Annotated in this window: 16 protein-coding genes; 13 read left to right on the top strand and 3 right to left on the bottom strand. The window is 58.7% G+C overall.

Features of this window, described 5'->3' with window-relative positions:
- Positions 1 to 274 precede the first annotated feature (274 nt).
- The 13 genes from ABVK50_RS18890 (at position 275) to ABVK50_RS18950 (ending at position 11,652) form a co-directional block, all read left to right on the top strand.
- Positions 275 to 1,873, top strand: coding sequence for a PqqD family peptide modification chaperone (locus tag ABVK50_RS18890; RefSeq protein WP_353645116.1), 1,599 nt, complete (start codon positions 275 to 277; stop codon positions 1,871 to 1,873).
- 199 nt (positions 1,874 to 2,072) lie between these two features.
- Entirely contained in the window at positions 2,073 to 2,375 is a 303-nt protein-coding gene (locus ABVK50_RS18895; protein WP_353645115.1) for a hypothetical protein, read from the top strand.
- 987 nt (positions 2,376 to 3,362) lie between these two features.
- Complete coding sequence (locus ABVK50_RS18900) at positions 3,363 to 3,692, top strand: low affinity iron permease family protein (RefSeq protein ID WP_353645114.1); 330 nt, start codon at positions 3,363 to 3,365, stop codon at positions 3,690 to 3,692.
- A 50-nt stretch (positions 3,693 to 3,742) separates the two neighbouring features.
- Positions 3,743 to 3,949, top strand: coding sequence for a hypothetical protein (locus tag ABVK50_RS18905; protein ID WP_353645113.1), 207 nt, complete (start codon positions 3,743 to 3,745; stop codon positions 3,947 to 3,949).
- Positions 3,950 to 4,579: 630 nt separating this feature from the next.
- The gene (locus tag ABVK50_RS18910) at positions 4,580 to 4,831 is read left to right on the top strand and encodes a DUF982 domain-containing protein (protein WP_353645112.1); all 252 of its coding nucleotides are present in this window, start codon (positions 4,580 to 4,582) and stop codon (positions 4,829 to 4,831) included.
- A 154-nt stretch (positions 4,832 to 4,985) separates the two neighbouring features.
- Positions 4,986 to 5,273: a DUF982 domain-containing protein gene (locus tag ABVK50_RS18915; RefSeq protein ID WP_353645111.1), complete on the top strand. Its 288-nt coding sequence runs from the start codon at positions 4,986 to 4,988 to the stop codon at positions 5,271 to 5,273.
- A 79-nt stretch (positions 5,274 to 5,352) separates the two neighbouring features.
- On the top strand, positions 5,353 to 5,718 hold the full coding sequence (locus ABVK50_RS18920) for a DUF982 domain-containing protein (protein ID WP_353645110.1): 366 nt from the start codon (positions 5,353 to 5,355) through the stop codon (positions 5,716 to 5,718).
- A 181-nt stretch (positions 5,719 to 5,899) separates the two neighbouring features.
- Positions 5,900 to 6,127 carry a DUF982 domain-containing protein gene (locus ABVK50_RS18925; RefSeq protein ID WP_353645109.1) on the top strand — a complete coding sequence of 76 codons (228 nt, stop codon included), beginning with the start codon at positions 5,900 to 5,902 and terminating at the stop codon, positions 6,125 to 6,127.
- Between the two features lie 1,046 nt (positions 6,128 to 7,173).
- On the top strand, positions 7,174 to 7,341 hold the full coding sequence (locus ABVK50_RS18930; protein WP_353645108.1) for a hypothetical protein: 168 nt from the start codon (positions 7,174 to 7,176) through the stop codon (positions 7,339 to 7,341).
- A 168-nt stretch (positions 7,342 to 7,509) separates the two neighbouring features.
- On the top strand, positions 7,510 to 7,926 hold the full coding sequence (locus ABVK50_RS18935) for a hypothetical protein (protein WP_353645107.1): 417 nt from the start codon (positions 7,510 to 7,512) through the stop codon (positions 7,924 to 7,926).
- Positions 7,927 to 7,992: 66 nt separating this feature from the next.
- Positions 7,993 to 8,496 (top strand): hypothetical protein, encoded by a 504-nt coding sequence (locus ABVK50_RS18940; protein ID WP_353645106.1) that lies wholly within the window; start codon positions 7,993 to 7,995, stop codon positions 8,494 to 8,496.
- 533 nt (positions 8,497 to 9,029) lie between these two features.
- Positions 9,030 to 10,823, top strand: a complete 1,794-nt coding sequence (locus ABVK50_RS18945) for an adenylate/guanylate cyclase domain-containing protein (RefSeq protein ID WP_353647049.1) — start codon at positions 9,030 to 9,032, stop codon at positions 10,821 to 10,823.
- Positions 10,824 to 11,367: 544 nt separating this feature from the next.
- Positions 11,368 to 11,652 (top strand): hypothetical protein, encoded by a 285-nt coding sequence (locus ABVK50_RS18950; protein WP_353645103.1) that lies wholly within the window; start codon positions 11,368 to 11,370, stop codon positions 11,650 to 11,652.
- Positions 11,653 to 12,554: 902 nt separating this feature from the next.
- On the opposite strand, the gene ABVK50_RS18955 is transcribed toward ABVK50_RS18950, so the two are convergent.
- From ABVK50_RS18955 to ABVK50_RS18965, 3 genes are all read right to left on the bottom strand, one after another.
- Positions 12,555 to 13,943 carry an alpha/beta fold hydrolase gene (locus tag ABVK50_RS18955; RefSeq protein ID WP_353645102.1) on the bottom strand — a complete coding sequence of 463 codons (1,389 nt, stop codon included), beginning with the start codon at positions 13,941 to 13,943 and terminating at the stop codon, positions 12,555 to 12,557.
- Between the two features lie 318 nt (positions 13,944 to 14,261).
- The gene (locus tag ABVK50_RS18960; RefSeq protein ID WP_353645101.1) at positions 14,262 to 15,539 is read right to left on the bottom strand and encodes an FAD-binding protein; all 1,278 of its coding nucleotides are present in this window, start codon (positions 15,537 to 15,539) and stop codon (positions 14,262 to 14,264) included.
- Positions 15,540 to 16,137: 598 nt separating this feature from the next.
- Positions 16,138 to 19,485 (bottom strand): adenylate/guanylate cyclase domain-containing protein, encoded by a 3,348-nt coding sequence (locus tag ABVK50_RS18965; protein WP_353645100.1) that lies wholly within the window; start codon positions 19,483 to 19,485, stop codon positions 16,138 to 16,140.
- Positions 19,486 to 19,633 lie beyond the last annotated feature (148 nt).

Consider the following 19,633-nt stretch of genomic DNA (forward strand, 5'->3'; position numbering starts at 1 on the left):
TCATCTCATGGTCTGCCTCCTACTGAGCCAAAAAAGCGCTCCACGGACCACAGGCAGGTGGAATGAAACCCGGAACGCTCCGTTTGACCCCTCGAAGTTGGGAGCGATCGGCGAATGGATTGGTGAATTCGCCAACCTTGCGTCCGATCCGGCCAGCCTCGCTCAAGGGACGCCTTTCGCGACATAGGGAGAAGAACGATGACCAAGATCGTGACAACTGAAAACGCAGACCAGAATCCCGTCAACATCAACCGGCGCAAAGCGCTCATGCGGCTTGGCCTCGCGGCAGGGGCTCTATACGCAGCACCAGTGGTACTGCAGCTCAACGAGGCCCGCGCCTCGGGTGGTTCTGGTGGTTCTGGTGGTTCTGGTGGTTCAGGCGGCGGGCGCGGCTCGCGCGGCAGCCGCGGATCACGTGGCAGCCGAGGCGGCGGTCGTGGTTTTGGCGGCCGTGGCAGCGGCGGTTCCGGTCGCAGCGGACGCCGGGCTCATGCCGGCCGAGCCCGTGTCCGCCAAGCCCGTGCGCCACGCTGGATGCGTCGGGTCTTCGTCGGGAGCTGACATTCGACGACGATTTGGCGCCTCCCGCGATCCTTGGGTCGCGGGAGGCCCTCGTTTAGCGAAGGAAATGGCTATGGACCTGACATTCAAGGGCATACCGCAGCCGATCCGCCTTATCGATAGCGGGCATCTCGTCCCATTGATGCGCAAGATCGTCATGAGTTGGCCCTTCGTGGTCGGGGAATCCGATCCGGCGACCCAGCCCATCATCGTCGTCCGCGGCAAGGTAAGCGGTAGCTACTGGATAGAGGCGCCGTGGCTCGACGAGCCTATTGTCGAGGAAACCGATGTCTGCACGGTGTGCAGCCTCATTATCGATCTCGTTCGTGCTTGGTTCGACGCCCACCCGGCAGTGCTCTGCATGCATTGTGGGGCCGTGGAATTTGCCGGGCGGCTTGTCGTTTTTCCCAGTACGAATCGCTCTGGAAAGAGCACGCTGATTGCAAGGCTGGCCGCCGAAGGCGTCGCCGTCCACGCCGATGACCTGCTTCCTCTGACGCAGGATGACGAAGGCATGTCACTCGGTATTTCGCCGCGCCTGAGACTCCCCTTGCCTGAAAATGCAGGCGTGACACTGACCCGCTTCGTGATGGAGAACCAAGGGGCAGCCGATCAACGCTACAAGTATCTTGAGCTTGCAGCACCACTCCTTGCGCCATTCGGCAAGCGGAACCCGATTGGCGCCTTTGTCCTGCTGGAGCGCCAGATGCGTACGGCCGCCGAACTCCTGCCCGCCCCGCGCGGGTTTGGCCTTCAGCATATCGTTCGGCAAAATTTCGTTCGGCAGGGAAGCGCGGTTGCGATGTTCGCCCGACTCAGAGCGTTGATTGAGGTAAGGCCCTGCTACCGCCTCATCTATTCGGATCTCGACGAGGCCGTCGATATTCTCAAGACATCGTTCGCCGCGCCAGCTTCGGTCGCATTCGCGCCCTCTGTCGCAGCGGCAAGCGTCGTATCCAAGCCGACAGACGTCGGCGGGGCAACCGGCACGGCGCTTCGTCCGGCTATGGATCGCACATCCTATTGCCGCAACCCCGACGCCCTCGTCGAAATTCTCGACGGCGAATCCTTTCTCGTCCTCGGTGATCAGGACGCAATCTTCTATCTGAACCCGATTGCAGGCGCCATTTGGAGAATGCTTGCCGAGCCGCTGAGCGAGGCGCAGGCGGCGATGCTTGTTAGCGCCGCCTTTCCCGATTTGGATCGCCAGGGCGTGCGACGCGACATTCGCATTCTGTTTAAGGAGATGAGCGCGCGAAAACTGATCCTTTCAGCGCCCCACGAACCACCAGCCAAAACGACTCAGCTTTAAATTCACGCCGAAGGGCAGCGGTATCGGATGACAGGGCTTAATATAAGATCGCCTGCGCAGAAGGATCGAGAGTGGACGGTGGCAATCTCAACTGGCAGACGCTCGAAGCTCCTCCAACCGGCGGAAAGTATGACATGAGCACCGCTCTGGTGATGGTCCGCACCGATCACTATATAGCCCAACCAATCGGGAGAACCTCATGTCCGAATTTATAAGCTATCTGTTCGCCATCCTTGTTGTGGGCCCGCTTCAAGCCGAAGTATCCGAGCGCCTTCAGGGCATTCCATCGGCGGACATTGTTCAGGCCGGGCGCGCTTGCATTTCGGAGGAAGCTCCTCAGCTTCTCCAGCGTGCGCAGGATGACTGGGGATGGGCGACTGCGAATGCCATCGGGGTCGGAGTCGGAGCGGTTGACCCCCTCAGCCTGTTGGCTGGCCAGAGCCAGGAGTGCAATCGGCTCTTCCAGGTCTTGTCGACTGGGGACAAGGGCGAGGATGCCTAATAGCAATCTATGCTAGTGCCCACCGAGCCTCATTGAAAGCGCGGAAGGATTTGCGGCGTCCGATCACCTGCTGAACGGTCCGGCCTTGTCAGTGACGTCCATTCCCGCCACTCTCGACCAGACGTCTCGCAAAGATCGCCCAGTTGTATCGGCCAGGGCCGCTCAGGCTAAGGAGCTCCGCTCGCAGTTTGTTTAAATGTTCAGCATCAAGAGGTTCGACATCAGAGTCAATAAACTGGCAATTTGGCAGCTCCATCTCCTCGAATTCCCTCGTGGTCTCGGCGACAACTGCTGACAGATCGACATCGCCCCATATGGAAACTATCACTTTTTATGACCGCGCTTCTGTTTGACGTCCACGATGAATGGTCGCGTCTGCTGCCTCATAATGCCTTCCTTGATAAGGAATGAAATTGCCCAGGGAAGTCACTCTTGAGGAAGATTGAGCGTCGTGGCGCAATCTTTCGCGAGGGGCTTTATCGGATGATACTGCCGACGATCAAGTTACGTAGATATTTTCTATATCAGGGTGTTCTCTAAGTTCTTAAGCGGGTTGAGGCGGCCGAAGTTCGGCCGGTAAGCGAGAATCTGCCGTTGAGGAGCGGCGAGGGTCCGCTCCTGTCGCGCGTTCGGATCCTTTAGCGCATGAGCGGCGAGATGATCGTGCGCGTAGGGCGACGAACCGACCCAGAGGCATGCCGACGAGTGCGCATTCTCTGCAGGGGCGCTTGTGGAGTGCCGCGGCACGCCGAGGCCAGTAAAGACCATTGGTCGAAGACGAAGGACGCGGTCAGGACCGAGCTGTATGCGATATGCCTTAAATGCGGGTATCAGGCGCGGGATAATTACAACTGGGAGCGGCTGAACTCGTAATTTCCCTGTCATGAATGCTTTATTCGCCCGCATTCCACGCCAGCCCTTGGATCGTCCCGAGCGGGTGGCCCGTCAGCCCGTGGAACCTGTCTCTGCTTTCCGCCGTTTCAGGGCATGGCTATTCGGACGATACAACAAACCCTCACCACCCTTGGAACAGTAGGGTCTCGACCTTGGGCCTTCGTCACGGTCTTGCTCTATGCCGCTGCATGGCTGTTGTTCCAGCCCGACAGCCTGGATATGCACGGGATTGCCACGCTGATGGTCTGGATGATGACCCTGTTCATACAGCGCGCGGAGTATCGGGACGGCCTAGCGACCCAAGCCAAGCTGGACGAACTGCTCGCGGCGCTCAGCACAGCTCGAAATGATCTCGCCCAGATTGACGAAGAAGAGCCTGAAGACATCGAACGTCACCGAGCTGCGGCGCGCGAGGGTGATTGATCTGCTGCCTCAAAAGGCGATACCTTCGGCGAGGCGGAAAGGGCACCATCATGGCTGACACACCTATGCCGGTTACCGGCTTCGCGCTCGATGCGGCGATGTCGGAAGATGGCCGGACCATGGTTGCTTTGCTCACTCTTCAGACCGGCGAATTGACCTTCGAGTTTGCTATCAATGACGACGGTGCGAAAGCAATGGTTGAGAACCTGCAGCAGTTTCTCGATATGGTGGAATCCAAAGGCGGCAGGGCGAACTGATCGGCAGGATATCCGCGAGTGGCGGTGGCGCTTGTGCGTCTAGTCAGCACGTCTTGGATTGCCGCTTCCCTTTTGGCGGCGTTGGGCACGCGGCAAGTCCGGAACCTCCGGTTCTCTAGCCAAGCGCTTGCCAAGATTTAATCCAGGGTTCGCCAAAATCTAGCCAAGCTCCCACGAGGCTTTAGCCGGCTTTGGTCAATGGTGGTTGTCCGCCCGCGGCGATCCGGGCAGTAGTGCTTCTACAGGACAACAAATGAACCATATCGGAGTTATTTTTAGATTGGTTAAATGGCTCGCGTTCGGCGTCATTGGTCTGATTTTGCTCGCCGGGGCCATTGCTCTTTCTGAGGTCGGCTTTCTTCTTTTCAAGTTCCCGCCATAGTCGACGAGGAAGCCGCGCATCATGCCCTCCGGTGCGACGGTGAAGGTATGCAGAGACGGACTGCGGATGCCATCAGGCCGCCTCCGAAAAGTCGCAGTCCGAACCGGCCGTCCTCTTGAACGGCAAAATCCTGAGAACATATCTTTGCTCGGGCGTTGATTCAGACGCCGGCACTCAGACCATTTGTGATGATGGAGAAATGGTTAGAACCTTCACGCCTCCGGTTTTTGTGGCGGACGGGCCCTCGCATGATCCAGCGGATAGACGATCTCGAAGATGCGGTCGATTTTCTCGAAGGCTTGCGCAGACCGGTCAACGGCACGGTGCACGAAACCGCCCTCAAGGGGTGCTACCGGGCCGCATCGGGGCTGATGACGGTTGAGAACGCCGGCCACGCGTTCGTGAGTTTCGCCAAAATGTCCCGCCTTCTTGAAGATATCCAACCTGACCCGTGGCTGATGCGCGCGGAGGGCGCCGCTGGCGGCGACGCCTTGGTCTAGGGAACTGGTAGAAGCCGAGATTGCTAGACTTGGTGCGAACCGCCCCGATCTTCCGATGGCTCATGAGGACCCGCTCACGTTATGTAAGCGCGGGTGCGGAATCGTTACGCAACCGCTCTCGATCGCGGCTCTTCAACTCCCAAAGGAGGCTGCGATGCGCGACGACGTCGATCTTGGGCCCTTTGAAGAACCGGTTCCGGTGGCGACCGATGCCGGAGAACGCTGCGTTTCCAGCGCCAGAGAGGCAGCGGAAATGCTGCTCTACGACTGGCCGATCGGCGAGACGGCTACACGCATTCAGGCGCGAATGACGTGCATGAAGGTGCTCGCGGGAAGTGAACCACCCGCATTCGCGCGCGAAGCATTCATGCAAGCGGCGGAAGAGGCGAAAATCCTTGTCGAGGTGCAACCAGGTGAGGTTGCTGCGCTCGGGCGTCGATGATGAGACATTTCGCGGGAGACCGGCTTCCCGATGGAAGAGGACTGATGCAGACAGGATCGGGACGTATTCGGAACCTCGGATGGCGATCGCCGTTCGAGAGGCAATGAAACAGATTCGCTTTGATCGGCCGGTTCGCATCAGCTTCGGCAAACCCGGCAAAACTCGCCTGGTCCACACCGTTTGGGAGGCATCGGAATGCCTTGCGAACGATAAATGGCCGGACCACAACGGCCCGATGTTCGAGATGGCAGACGTAGCATTGCGGGGCGCCACGCAAGGACAAGTGACAGCTCAAGAGGCCCGTCAGGCGTTTGCCGACGCAGCGCTTGAGGCGCGAATTCTTGTCGTGACTGCCCGTTCCAAAAGAACTCATGGGGGTCAGGCCACCCCGTCCAGCGCTTCGTCCTCTTCGACCTCGCCAAAGTCCCGATCGTCATCGTCGTGAATTCCTGCTTTGCAGCGACCGCCGGAGAAGGTTCGGCTGAAAAAGCCCGCAAGGCGTTTATTGCCTTTTGGCGAAAGATCGGCCTTCTCGCTAAGGATTCGGCAGGCCCCGGCATCGCTGGGCGAATGGGGCGTTTTCAAACCACTGGCGAAATGAGGAGAGGTCTTGTCGGGCGATTTGGATGCGAAGCTTTGGAAAGCTATGTCCGAGCGACGTTGGGATCAATATTCCCTCTACCCGAGCTGCGGCCGAGTGCCTTCTCCGCAGTTGGCCAACAGAATGGGGGCCGCGCCGTAAGCGTGCCCGTGAGGCGGTTCTGAAGGGAGAAGAGCCGCCTGAATTCGCGCGGCAGGCTTTCGTGGAGGCCGCCCGGGAGGCCGGAATACTGGTCGTGGCTTTTCCCAGCTGATGCATCCGACGGCGATCAAAGCAAACATAAGAAGTGCTGGCTCAGAGGCTCCGACGGGGTGGCGGCACTGACCTGTCGTAATCTCGGTGGCGTACGCTGGCCAGAAACCTAAGGGCGGGATGAATGTTCCGGAAATGTCTGGCTGATATTGTTCCCGGCTTGCGCTCCTGGGGCCTGAGGTGGAGGAACCAATTCGCAAGACCGCCTTAGTGGACGTATGGGTTTGCGCGTTTCGCCGGCGGGGGTTGGCCCATGCCACGACGGAAGCAAGCGAGACGAACGAGCGGGCGCCATATATAGCTGAGTTGAAGGTTTGAAGTGCGCCTCCTGAAACTTTGTTGGAGGCTCTTGTCAGCTGCAGCCGGTGAAGGTTCAGCTGCTAGCCGGTCAAGGTAATGGTCAGGCTGGTCAAACCATCCTAATTGCACGCCGTTGCCGCAGATCGCCGCACTCACCGCTCGGACGCCTTTCGGACCAAGAACATCTGGATTACGTGTTGTGGTTGTTAGGAAGCAGGAGGATCGAGATCCTAGATAGGTATAGCTTGCCCGTACGATAACAAAGACTCGGCGAACCGATCAGGGCCACGAAGTCACTGACAAAGCTGCTCCCGATTGGCCCACTTTGCGGCGATTCTGGTGCTAACCCACCGAAATGTAAGAATTTTCTTTCTCGCCAAACTCACCTGGACTCAGGAACATTGAACATGTTCGTCTTTTTCCGGCCATCGCCAATCCGGATTCTGATCGTCGCCATCACAGACTCGGTGGTAGGCGCGTATCGCCAGACAAGTTTGGACCCGTATGATTCGGTGAGAATTTCACAACCTGCAGTAGACGATGCGGGCTATACAGGAGTCTCGGTGTCTGCGATTGGACGCCCGCAGTCACTGAGCACGGCTTGGACTAGCAGCCTGGTACATTCACATCCCGGGATGAGGCCTGGACGATTTGCGACGAGCGAACCTCTCCACCTCCTAGATGGAGATCGTGTCCGGGTCATTCGGGGGCTATTTCACCACAATGCAGACATGAGCCTGAAAGCGGATGACGAATGTCCTACCCTACGAATTCGCCTTCGGTCTTGGCAAGTGGGCGTTCCTGCTCAATCAGACCAAGCAATTCGTCGAACCGTTCGGCCGAGATCTTCATCGTGGCCAGACCTTTATCGAGCGTGATCTGCCTCACATATCGCTGCCTCAGCTTATCGCTTAGGTATGGTTCGCTTTTACGACGACGCCTGTAAGACCAAGAAAGCTTAGGGCCTTCGCTCAACGGCATATTTAACAACCGCCGTGCTAGGAAATAATGATGACTGTGTTATCCTGCACTTGATGTTGGCATCTATCGATGCACAAGAAAAAGTCGAGGGGGTAATTAAGCGTGTCTGTATCAGTTGATATGCCCAATGGGGCAACGGAAAAACTCGAGCCTGCGTCAATTTTCGTTATAAGGGATCCGACCAATTTCGAGCGAGAAGAATCGCCGGAAGTGCAAAGTTGCTTGTGGGGTGGGGGCTATCGGATCTATTCGATCGAACCCGTGGTTGCACTGGCAGAAAAATTCTCGGAGCTGAAATTCGCGCGCCTGGTGGCACCCGAGGGCATGACACTGCTCGTGAGCGCGGAGCGTGTGACGGACAGGGACGAGCGTTCAGCTGTTCGCGACCACAAATTGACCAGATCAGTGCTCTGCTTCGGGCCGGGGCCGACGGCCCCACGGGTGCGCGTTCGCGAGACGAAGGAAGACCTAATCTTAACGTGGGAGAAGCTCGGTTTAGAAATCGACTGCTTTGAATAGATCCGACATTCCGGTCATCAACCAGCACATTGTGCGGGGAAATTGCTGCCTGTTGGGGGAAATCACTTGCCCAACGATGTAGTTGAAAAGCCTATCACGCAGTCCGACGTTGGCACACGGCTGGGTGCCCAAGATGCTCAAAGCACGTCAGGCGACCTGGGTACCATGGGAATATCAGTTGCGCCGCGTGCCTCACAGACCTCAGTCGATCAAGCAGTCGTGGCGAAAGTCGAAGGTGTCAGATGGGTTTGGTTGAAGCTGCAAGGCTTCGCTACGACCTTCGGGCCGGCCGTCGTTTCCAAATCGGCTTTGATCGTTGGATTGATGATCTTCGGACTTGTCGTTTTCTTCCTCGTGAAGCCCTTCGATAGCCCTCGAGAGCTGCCGGATGACAATGCGGCCGTAGCTTGGAACGCAGCCATAGAGCGTTTGGGGATCCAGCCGCTCTATCCGCCGCAGGAGGATTTTTTTGTCGGCGACATCTACGTCACTCTGGACGATCCTGAGAGCGAAATCGCTGGGGAGATAATTCGATACCCTAGCAATGTTACAAGTACGTCTTCCCAATAAGCGTCAGCATCGTCGGGCAGGTTTTTCTTGCTCGTGAGTTGCGAATCCATCGGTATCGTGGTGACCCCCTGTCGGCTCGTATGAACGAGGACGCAGCCCTCAAGGACCGAGGGACCGCCGCTGTCCCTGACACGTCACCAGCGACAGGAGAGCGGCCATTCGTCGATTCCGTGACGTACGAGAACATGCAATCTACTCGCATGCGGCTCAACCAGGTCTTTGCCCGGCCAGTGGCCTTCGGCTTTCGGCGAGTCTCGTTTGCACTGCCAAGATCTGATCCGGCTAAATCTTTAGGAGAGACGAAATGAGAAGATTGATTTCGGTCGGTGTGATCTTGCTGTCAGGATCGCCAGCCTTTGCACAGCAATCCCAGAATGACGGACCAAAAGACCCTCCTCCTGACTGTAAGGTAACGCCAGCAGAGTGCATTGCCACCTTTCCATGGAATTCTTCCTCAGGGACAGGAGGTGTAAGCGATGCCACCAAAGCTTTCGAAAAAGAATCTTTCAGATGTAGTCGGATACTCCACACTGATGGAGCGAGATGAAGCGGGCACTTTCGAGCGCCTAAAGACGGGGCGCAAGGAACTTTTCGAACCCGAAATCGCCCTCCATCACGGCCGCATCTTCAAGTTGATGGGCGACGGCCTCCTGGCCGAGTTCAGCAGCGTCGTGGATGCTGTCGAATGCGCGGTCAGCCTACAACGAGGATTGTGGGAGCGCAATGCCAATGTCCCCGAGGATCAGCGCGTGCAGGTGCGAATTGGCATCAATCTCGGCGAGGTGATCGTTGACGGCGACGACCGCTACGGCGACGGTGTCAACATCGCGGCGCGGCTCGAGCAACTGGCGGACCCCGGCGGCATCTGGGTGTCGGCCAAGGTGGCGCGTGAGGTGGAGAAAAAACTCGCCTTCGGGTTCGAGGCAATGGGCGAGCAGAAGGTCAAGAACATCGCCGAGGCGGTGCAGGCCTTCCGGATCAAGTTTGATGGCATTTTGTCACGGGTGGAACACCCGAAAAAAAACGCAAGCTATCGGTCCGTTGCCGCCATCATCGGCGTCCTCGCGCTGCTGATCGCCGGGGCTGGTGCCTGGTACGGCCTGCAGAGGCCAGCGGCCTTGGCGCGCGAACCCTCGATCGCGGTCTTGCCTTTCGCCAACATGAGCGGCGATCCGGCGCAGGACTATCTTGGGGCCGGCATCGCCGAGGACATCATCACGATGCTATCGTCCTTTCCTACCTTGCGCGTCGTCTCGCGCACTTCAAGCTTCGTCTACGACAAGCCGGTGAAGGTGCAGCAGGTCGGAGAGGACCTGAAAGTCAACTACGTGCTCGAAGGCAGCGTCCGCAAGACAGGTGACCACGTGCGCGTCACCGCGCAGCTCATTGACGCCCTGACTGGCGATCATTTGTGGGCCAATCGTTATGACGAAGAGGGCACCAACGTGGCGGCCTTGCAGGACGACGTGGCCAACACGCTCTATGGGACGCTCGCCGGACTGAGGGGCGAAGTCATGAAGAGGGAAGAGGCGGAAGCCTGGAGCAAGTCGGCACCTGGCCTGCAGGAATACGACTATTATCTCCGCGGGCACCAGTTGTTCTTCCGCTTTACCAAGGAGGATAACGCCGCGGCTCGGCAAGTCTGGCAGGAAGGATTGGCGAAATTCCCCGACTCGGCACTGTTGCGGACGAAGATTGCATTCACGTACATCCTTGGCGCGGTCTATGGGTGGACGGACGATCCCTGGCGCGACACCGAACTGGCGTGGAAGGTCGGCACGGAGGCAGCGGCCATCCCCAACAAGTCGCGACTAGAGACGTTTCTGGGCCATTGGTCGATGGCGATCCTGTACCAATTTCATGAGGGGGATTTCGAGCGTTCGGTTGTCGAAGCCGAGGCCGCGATCAAGCTGGTCCCCTACGACGCGCTGTCGCGGGCCGACCTTGCAATGTATTTGGCAAACGCGGGAGAAACGGACCGCGCGATTGAATGGCTCGAGGAAGCCATCCGTCGCGACGCCAGCCCGATGGATTGGTATTTCACAAATCTGGGCATTGCCTACTATAACGCGGGCCGTCCCGCGGATGCCGTGGCGCAGTTCCAAAAAAACAAAGTGCCTTCCGATGTCAATCTGGCGGCAGCCTATGCGCGCCTCGGCAAGCTCGACGAGGCGCGCGCCACCATTGCCAGGCTTCTCAGCTATAAGCCCGGTTGGACGCTTCAAAAAGAAGCGGTTTGGCCGGCTGGGAAACACCCGCAATTCGTCGAGCCGTTGCAGAGCGCCTATCTCGCCGATCTCGCCAAGGCGGGGTTGCCGGAAAAGTAGCGTCCTACTTGCAGCGATGCCGTGGGGTTTTACAGCAGGTATGAAGGATGACGGGGCCGGTGCAGCACAGAAGCAGTGCAAATCGTAACCTTAGGCTATGATAAATGACGACAATTGGGCCGAGCCGACCATGAACTGATGCCTACGAAAAGTCCGGAACGGGCCGCGTGTGCTGGCCCGCGCGTTGCACCGCCCCTTGGAGGACATAACGAACGCCCATTTCGCGTCCCGGCTGCTCGGCTGGCAGATCCGCGTCGCGATATCTCTTGACCGTGCCCGCGCCAATCAGGAACAGTCCCGAAGCATGGACGAGGTTGAGCAAAGTCGCGCTCGCGACCCGTCCCGGAAGTTCGGGTTCGAGTGCAGTATCGCGCAAGTGGGTCCCATTGCCGACGCTCCCCGACCGATTTTCCTTCCCGAGATCAGACTATAAGGGGCCAGGAATTTCACCCGATCCTTGCGAGGCACACGCACTGAGTTCCGCCGTGTGTTTAATTCGCGGACCGCAGTCAGTCGTTGTTCCATTCCATGGGCCAGCATTTTTTTGGAACGGCGTGGCCAACCTTGTGTTTTCGTCTTCAATGTGGAGGACGTCTATGCCGCGGTACTCTTTTTTTGCGAGCACGACGCAGGTGTCATTCCCGACCTGGAGGGAATGGACCTTGAGGACGAGGCTGCCGCACTTGCCCAAGCGATGGTGGCCGCAGGGGAAATCATGCGGTCGAATTCCCGGGCAGGCCGCGAAGCGCTCGTCGGAGCCGTTTTGCTGGTGAAGGACAACGCGGGAGCAACGCTGTTCAGAATGCCCTTCATTGCTCCCCGCAAATAGTTCTCCCTGAGACGATCTGCTCGTGGCCTTCGTGGGGCGAATTAACGCCTTGACCATACGCGCTGGGGGTGGCTGTGTAGGAGCGGTGTAGCAACGGGTGCAGCAGGAGGACGGGCACTCCCCTAATGTCGCCCATCTCGACGTATGCGAGCCGGATACCGTTCGTCAGCACGGCGGTCCGCTTCAGTGCCGAAAATCCTCTTGGGAAAGCGGTTCAGCCACACGCCCTTGATCCTCCTCAAACAGACTACATGAAGCCGGAACCGTTGGCATGCATTTCGCGCGGTCACCGACCATGTGACGAGCGGGGCGATTACCTCAGCGATTCCGCTTTGGGACGCGCTCACGGCAGTCACAGACATCCCTGGTGGGAAATCCAAAGTTCCGAACTGGTCACCGTTGATTGTCTCAAGTTTCCAGCATGGGAATCTTGGGGGGCGCGGGGTTCTGTCTCTGTCGGACTCAAAGTTTCGAACCTGACGGATCGCAGGCTAATGCCAGGCGCACAGTTGGCCAAAGGACCTGTACGGTCCGAGGAAGTGATTTACTTCCGCTGAGCCCTCATCGTCGAAGGAACCTTTTGCCCGGCGGATGAAGGTTTCCCACATGCGAAATGCGCCACCGGTCTCGGCGGCAGTGGCCTTGAATCACAACCTTGGGCGCTTTGGCAGGCGCTCCCTACTTCCTCTAGTGGCGGTTTCGTCACTGCGGCAGTCCAGCGGAACACCCTCGACGGTCCTGCCCTACGTTCTGATGTTTGGCGCGGATTGGCACTGGCGCGCCTGGGGCGAGTTTGATGCAGGTGATCCGGACCGGAGAGCCGGCGTTCAGTTCTTCGACGCCTATTTTGGGTTCTGCGGCTCAGGTTTTCGAACCAACAGGACGCGGCATGAGCGGCCATTTCACTGATTGTACGCTGTTAGGAACCTGGAGCACTCGTCAAAGAACTGTTCGAAGGCAGCCGTGTCTTTAATGAGCACGTGATTGTTACCAGGCAGCTCAACGAAGGTCGCGTTAGGAATTAGCGTGGCCATGAGGCGACCTTCCTCTATCGGCGCGACACGATCGCCGATGCAATGCAGGACCAGCGTCGGAACATTGACCTGCTTCGCCAACTCCGTCACATCGACCGCACTGTTCATTCTCCAAATCCGCATCGCCGCTTCTGGACTGGTAGCAATGCGCTGAAGTTCGTCGAAACTCGCAGCCATCTCAGGCTGAGCGTCGGGCATGAAGGTTGTTGTAAAGAAGTGCCTGAAGACTGGATTGGTCGCCCACCCGTCGCGTATCATCATCGTCCCGACTTCATAGAGGTGCTTTTGGTCCGGGTGCGTCCGCTTGAGCCGGCCCCGAAGAAATCCGCCAAGAGCACGAGGCAGCTCACCCCCAGGATTCTCGACGGCGTAGCGGACAGAGAATGAGCATCCTTGCGAAATGCCGAGAAGCGCGAACCGGCTCAGTCCGGCTGCGGCTGCGACGGTCGACATGTCGCCAGTCATTGCCTTCTCGGATACCGCTTCGATGTCCCAGTCCGACAGGCCATTTCCCCGCTGGTCGAACCGTACCAGCCGGCACAGCCTCGCCAAGCTGACCAGCCACGGATGCCAGATTGGACTGCGCCATTCATACTCCAGATGGTTCAGCCAATTCGGAGCTTTCAGCACAGGCATGCCCTGGCCAATACTGGCCCACGCGATCTGCACTCCGTCTGAGGCAGTGGCGAACTGCACCTGTTGTTGCTGTGCTGCTTTGGGAAGCTCCGGGCTGGGCAGGGAAGCGTCGGGCGTCCACTGCCAGACGCGGATGGGGCGGGAGATATTCTTCACCCGCTGGTTGCCCATGTCGCGGAAAGGCACCTTGATCCTGTCCGCGACCGCTTGATGCACAACATCTGAGATGCAGATGCCGCCTGGCTGCGCCAACCCCTCAAGGCGCGAAGCGACGTTGACGCCGTCGCCGAAAATATCTCCCTCGTCGAAAATCACGTCGCAGAGATTGATACCGATGCGATAGAGTATACGTCTGTCGACTGGGATGTTTCCCTCGCGGTTAGCCATCGCCGTCTGAACATTGACGGCACAGCGGACGGCTTCTTGCACCGATGCGAATTCGGCCAGCATTCCATCTCCCGTCGTCTTGACGATGCGCCCGCTGCGATTGGCGATTTCGGGATCGATCAGTTCCTTGCGGTGGGCCTTCTGGCGCGCGAGTACCCCATCCTCATCTCCTTCCATGAGACGGCTGTAGCCTGCCATGTCGGCGGCCATGATGGTTGCAAGGCGGCGTCCCATTGCAAATTGCCGAACTTGATGCCGGACCTTCTGGTGATTCTACACTGCGTCCGCGAGTGGTTAAGCTCAAGGATTTATCCTTAAGCCCTAGCTGATTTCCTTCCGAAATCCCTGTCGGCGAACGATATTCCCGTTGCGTCGGCGGAAGTTCACACCTGGCACATGCGAATTTGGCCCGGCAGGAATGGATAAAAGTCGGCTAATGCTTGCTGGGACACGAAGCCATGCTGGCCTGGCCCCCGAGCCGACCTTTTGTAATCTGCATTCCGAGCTTTCCCATGGCCAATTCGCTTCCGAGCCATTCCGGTTGATTGAGCATCACCCTGGCCTGATATTTTGGTTGACGCGGAAGAAGTTGGTCGGGTCGTATTTGCTTTTCAAGGAAACGAGGCGGTCATAGTTGTCTCCATACGTTGCCTTCAAGCGGCTGTTGTCCTCGTCGTCCATCATGAAGTTCACGTAGCCGCCGTGATCCGAATAAGGGTGGACGGCTTCCCAATAGCCCTTTGTCCAGCGGGTGATCTCGCCTGCCTTTTGCGGGTTGGCGTCGATGCCTGCAATGACCATCGACCACTTCGCGTTACGTGTGTTCCAGGCTGTGTCGTTCCTCTCCACACGGTGCACCGCGCCATCGATTGGGTAAAGATGCATGAGCGAAAGCGCACTTGGGAGTTTTCTCGCTTGAGCAATATGGACTTCGATCGCCTCGTCCGTCAGTTCCTTGACGAAGTCGCCGCGCCAGTACCATTGCAGGCCTTTCGGAAAGAACGGATCAAACATCGACTGCAATGCGGGAAAGGGCATGGCGCTCATCCAGTTGAAGAGCGGCGCAGGCAACTTCCCCAGGAACTCGCCCATCACCGTCTCGCCCGTTTCGGCGGGTCCGTTGTAGCAAGAGATGATTGCGCAAGCATGCTTGCCCTGGTGTTCGACGGGGAACGGGTCGACTGGCGGAACCGTTTTCAACCCGACGAATGCGCCGAGTTCCTCGGGTGCCGTGGGCAGAAAATCCCGATACGCCCGCATGACAGTGGCGGCATCATCCAGGTCCCAGAAAATCGGCCCGGCATAAACCATTCCCACGGGATGAGCCTGGAACAAGAAGCTCGTGACAATGCCGAAATTGCCGCCGCCGCCGCGAAGGCCCCAATAGAGATCGGGGTTCTCGGACTTGCCTGCTGTGACAATGCTGCCGTCGGCCAGAACGACATCGGCTTCAACCAGGTTGTCGATAGTGAGCCCGAATTTGCGGGTCAGGTAACCGGTGCCACCACCCAATGCAAGTCCGGCTATGCCCGTGGTCGAGACGATGCCGGCCGGCACCGCCAGCCCATAAACCTGCGTGGCGTGGTCTACGTCGCCCTGCGTGCAACCTGGTCCCACGCGGACTGTTCGCTTGGCTGGATCTACACGCACGCCCTTCATCATCGCCATGTCGATCATCAGCCCGTCATCGACGCTGCCGAAACCCGGTCCGTTGTGACCCCCGCCACGTATGGCGACGCGGAGGCCGTTTTGACGTGCGAAATTGACTGCCGTGACGACATCGGCAACATCCGCGCACCGCGCAATCAACTGCGGACGCTTGTCGATCATTCCGTTATAGAGGCTCCGCACATCGTCATAGTCGGAATCTGTCCGGCCGATGACTGGACCGCGCATGGTCGCGACGAAGGCTTCGGTAGCTGTGTCCTGCATGATTTCCTCCCTGGAGTGGCCGTTTTGTTCAACATGATCAGCGTCGATTAAGTGAAGGACCCACTACAAGGCAGAGACGCTGATTTTGATCCGCGAGGCGATGCCTACGCGATCGTCGAAGTCAGCCAGATCGGCCCGGAAGGTTTTCGCGGCCTGAAACTAGCCGTCAACTGCAGTAGAATACGCCTCCCGACGCCGCATATAAATGGGGTCGTTTCGTATTTTCTTAAAAAAAGCCGCCAGCTACGTGCGGTCGTGTCTGGGACTTCGGTTCAACCACTTACGATCTCAGACTTGATTCTGCGCCACTGCTTTGGACGGCCAGTGGAATCGATAAGGCGGTCGTGTGCCAGTCCGTTTTCACAATCCGGACGTTCGCGGTAGTTATGTTTGACTTTGATACGACCTCTGCGAGTATCGCTTGTGCCGGACGTTGCTTCCTGCAAGTTTTGATTTGCCACGATTTACCGCCGAGGATCACCGAGCTCCGGCATTCTTAAAGCTGCAAGGGTCTAAGTTCATCAAGTAGCATTCCGGCCTGACGCAGGTCCGGCGTGTCGAAGCCCTCAGCAAACCAATCATAGGACGGCGCGAGCACATAAAAAGCCTTCCCGCATTCGCCACGCTCGGCCCAAAACCTAGCGAGCGCAGCGCTGGCCCGCAGCTCGAGCATCTTAGCGCCCTGGTCGGCGGCGATTGCCATCGCCCGCTCGAAGGCCGCTTCGGCTTGCTTGCTATCGTCATCGGAAGGTTCGAGCAGCAGGAGTTCGCCGCGCTCGCGTTCGAGCTCTGCATTGCACCAGATCTCGCGATTTCTTTCCGCAATTTGAGCCGCTTCGGCTATGGTTCTGAGCCCGGCGTCCCGGCAACCGGCTCTATGCTGAACGACGGCAAGCAGGCAAAGATAATGGGGCATTCGCAACAAAGCACCAGTCTCTCTGAATTGGTCCAGGGCCGAGCCATAGGCCTCCAATGCTTCTTGATGGTGGCCGTGTTCTGCTATGGCCCACGCTTGGATAAGAGCACTCCACGCCCCGTAATAATCGAAGCGGTATTCCTTGCACAGAAGGCGGGCTTCCTCAGCCATTTTGAGCGCGGCTTCAGGCTCGCGTCGGAACTGGTGCAGCATTGCGAGATAATCGAGCGCGATTGCCATGCTGAAGGGGTGCGCGACTTCTCGGGCGAGCGCAAGTCCTTCCTCGGCAATGCGTAATGCGCGATCAGGATAGCCGAGATGCCAGTCGCAATGACTGATGTATGCGCGACAGAAGACACCCATATTGATGCCGTAGACCTCTGAATGGAAACGGCCGCGATAGCCTCCAGCCTCCAGGCTCTGCTGATGCCAATCTCGGGCAGCCTGGAATTTGCCGGCATGAAATCTCGGTGCCCCAGCAAAATGGTAGGCTTCGACAAGCATCGCCGGGTCACCGATCCGGCGCGCTAGCTCGATGGATTCATCAACCAGCTCCGTCGCTTCGCGAAGATTTGCGCGCACGTGATAGACATACCCGAGCCCTCTTATCGCGGTGAAGAGATCCGTGTCGCGCCTGAGCTCTCGGCTCAGCTCCTGGGCACGCTTATAGACAGCCTCCGCTTCGCGTGACGCAAACCCCTTTGTGGCCAGCAGCGGGCCACCAAGCGCCAGTTGCAGAGACAGCTCCAATCGCGTGCGAGGTTCTCCGGGAGAAAGCGCTGCGAGACTTGCAAGCCCAGACTGCAGATGCGCGATTGCTTCCACATTGGCCGAGCGGCCTGCCGCCAGTCGGCCCCCCCGAAGCCAGTATTCGACCGCCTTGTCGAAAATCCCGGCCTCATGGAAGTGGCGAGCGACCACTTCAGGCCGCGTGTCTATTTTTTGGGGAAAGTCTCTTACGAGCGCCGTTGCAAGCCTCGCATGCAATTCCTGGCGACGCTTTCGCAGCAGGCTCTGATAGGCAGCGTCCCGCACCAGTGCGTGCTTGAAGATGTAAGTTGCCGCGGGGGGAGTGCCGCGGCGGAAGACAAGTTCGGCCGCAACCAGACGGTCCAGCGCGGCACCAAGATCTGCTTCTGCAAGCGGAACGACGGCAGCAAGCAGCTCGTGGTCGAACTCGCGGCCAATGCAGGCACCGATCTGCGCTATCTCTTTTACGGAGGCGAGCCGATCGAGGCGGGCCATCAGCGAGTCGTGCAGGGTTGCCGGTATCGCCAGCGGCGGGAGTGGTCCATCAAGCACATAGCAGTCGCCCGCAACCTTGAGCAGGCCGGACTCAAGGACAGCTTTGGTGAGTTCCTCGGTGAAGAGCGGCACGCCTTCGGTCCGCGCCAGGATTTGCTCGAGCACTTCCGGCGGCATTTCTTTGCCGCTGGTGACCCGCTCAACCAGCGACCGCGCCTGCGCGTGCGCCAGGCGGTTCAACGTGAGCAGAGTGACGTGCGGAAAGCCGATCCAGGGCGGCGACAGCTCAGGCCGGAATGTTGCAACCAGGAGCATCGGCAGGCTCTGAAGGCGTTCGACAATCTGGTCGAAGAGCTCGCGCGAAGTCGGATCGAGCCAATGCACGTCCTCAAGCACGACAAGCACCGGACTGCGCGCTGCCAGCGCCTCGATCTGTGCGAGAAATGCCCGAAAGAGCAGCCCCTTCTTCTGCAGCGCCGACATCTCCGCAAGCTCATCCCCTGAGCCAACCGGGATACCGAGGAGGTCGGCAATGAGCACCACTGCGCTGTCGGGCGCTTCCGCTGTTTCCCGCAGCAGGGATTGAAGCTTGTCGAGGCGGATCTCCCCGGAGTCATCCGGCGAAAATCCCGCCGCCCGCTCAAGCTGTGCGACGAAGGGGAAGAGCGCACTGTTGGAATGATGAGGTGAGCAAGCGTAGGTAAGTGATACCTTCGGCTCCCCCTGGAGCCGTTCGCGCAGCGCAAGTACCAATCGCGATTTACCAATCCCGGGCTCGCCTGAAATGAGCGTCACCTGCCCGGTTCCCTCCTTTACCTGCCGCCAACGTGACAGCACGAGTTCGAGTTCCTCAGTGCGGCCGACGAGCGGGGTGATCCCCGCACCGTGCAGCGCTTCAAATCGACTTTCGGATTTTCCCTCGCCCATTACCCGCCAGACGGGCACCGCTTGTGCGAAACCCTTAATTGAGGACGGCCCAAGCGAGGACAACTCGAATAGGTCGCCGATAAGCCGTCGCGTGGTTTCGGCGATGACAACCGCGCCGGTCTCGGCTAATTCTTGCAGCCGGGCCGCGAGGTTGGGGGTCTCGCCAGCTATGCCGCGCTCCTGCGCCTCGCCCGCGCCAATAAGATCGCCGACCACCACCAGCCCCGTAGCGATCCCAACCCGGGCATTGAGGCGCGCGCCGACCGTTGTCAGTTCTGAAATGCCTTCAACCAGCGCGAGCCCCGACCGCACTGCCCGCTCAGCGTCGTCCTCATGGGCTTGGGGGTAGCCGAAATAGATAAGTACCCCATCCCCCATATATTTGGCGACGAAGCCGCCGTGCTTGCTGGCAATATAGCCGACGCGGGCATGATAAACCCCTAGCAGTTCCTGCATGTCCTCTGGGTCGAGGCTGGCAGATAGCGACGTTGAGCCGACGAGGTCACAAAACATGACGGTGAGCTGCCGCCGCTCGGCTCGATGGGGCGTATTTCGGCCCATAGCCTCCGGCCGCGCCGCCGTCAGTTGGCCAACCGCGTCAAGAATTTTTCGCCGGTGGCCGACTGCGGAAACGCCGATCTCCTTAAGGTCATCCGCCGTCAGGCGGGGCAAAACGTCGAGATCGACGCCGTTGTCGCGAAACGCCTGCTCGTAGGCAGGCAGGCCGAGTTCGCGCAGCCATTGCCCAATGTCCAAGTTACCTCCACGTGGGCGTCACTCGCTTCGTTGAACATTTTCCCAGTACGTCTACACTCGGCTGGACTTTCTGCTCTACAGGGGTTCGTATTTGGTCTCCAACGTTGCCAGCCGCATAGCTGCTGCTAAGGCTTTCCAGCCGCTCTGT

Source organism: Mesorhizobium sp. WSM2240, from assembly GCF_040438645.1.
Taxonomy (GTDB): Bacteria; Pseudomonadota; Alphaproteobacteria; order Rhizobiales; family Rhizobiaceae; genus Allomesorhizobium.

What these genes read in the sequence shown, in the direction of transcription:
- ABVK50_RS18895 (WP_353645115.1), top strand. Translation starts at nt 2,073, where the DNA reads ATGTCCGAATTTATAAGCTATCTGTTCGCCATCCTTGTTGTGGGCCCG.
- ABVK50_RS18900 (WP_353645114.1), top strand. Translation starts at nt 3,363, where the DNA reads ATGGCTATTCGGACGATACAACAAACCCTCACCACCCTTGGAACAGTA.
- ABVK50_RS18905 (WP_353645113.1), top strand. Translation starts at nt 3,743, where the DNA reads ATGGCTGACACACCTATGCCGGTTACCGGCTTCGCGCTCGATGCGGCG.
- ABVK50_RS18910 (WP_353645112.1), top strand. Translation starts at nt 4,580, where the DNA reads ATGATCCAGCGGATAGACGATCTCGAAGATGCGGTCGATTTTCTCGAA.
- ABVK50_RS18915 (WP_353645111.1), top strand. Translation starts at nt 4,986, where the DNA reads ATGCGCGACGACGTCGATCTTGGGCCCTTTGAAGAACCGGTTCCGGTG.
- ABVK50_RS18920 (WP_353645110.1), top strand. Translation starts at nt 5,353, where the DNA reads ATGGCGATCGCCGTTCGAGAGGCAATGAAACAGATTCGCTTTGATCGG.
- ABVK50_RS18925 (WP_353645109.1), top strand. Translation starts at nt 5,900, where the DNA reads ATGCGAAGCTTTGGAAAGCTATGTCCGAGCGACGTTGGGATCAATATT.
- ABVK50_RS18930 (WP_353645108.1), top strand. Translation starts at nt 7,174, where the DNA reads ATGACGAATGTCCTACCCTACGAATTCGCCTTCGGTCTTGGCAAGTGG.
- ABVK50_RS18945 (WP_353647049.1), top strand. Translation starts at nt 9,030, where the DNA reads ATGGAGCGAGATGAAGCGGGCACTTTCGAGCGCCTAAAGACGGGGCGC.
- ABVK50_RS18955 (WP_353645102.1), bottom strand. Translation starts at nt 13,943, where the DNA reads ATGGGACGCCGCCTTGCAACCATCATGGCCGCCGACATGGCAGGCTAC.
- ABVK50_RS18960 (WP_353645101.1), bottom strand. Translation starts at nt 15,539, where the DNA reads ATGATCGACAAGCGTCCGCAGTTGATTGCGCGGTGCGCGGATGTTGCC.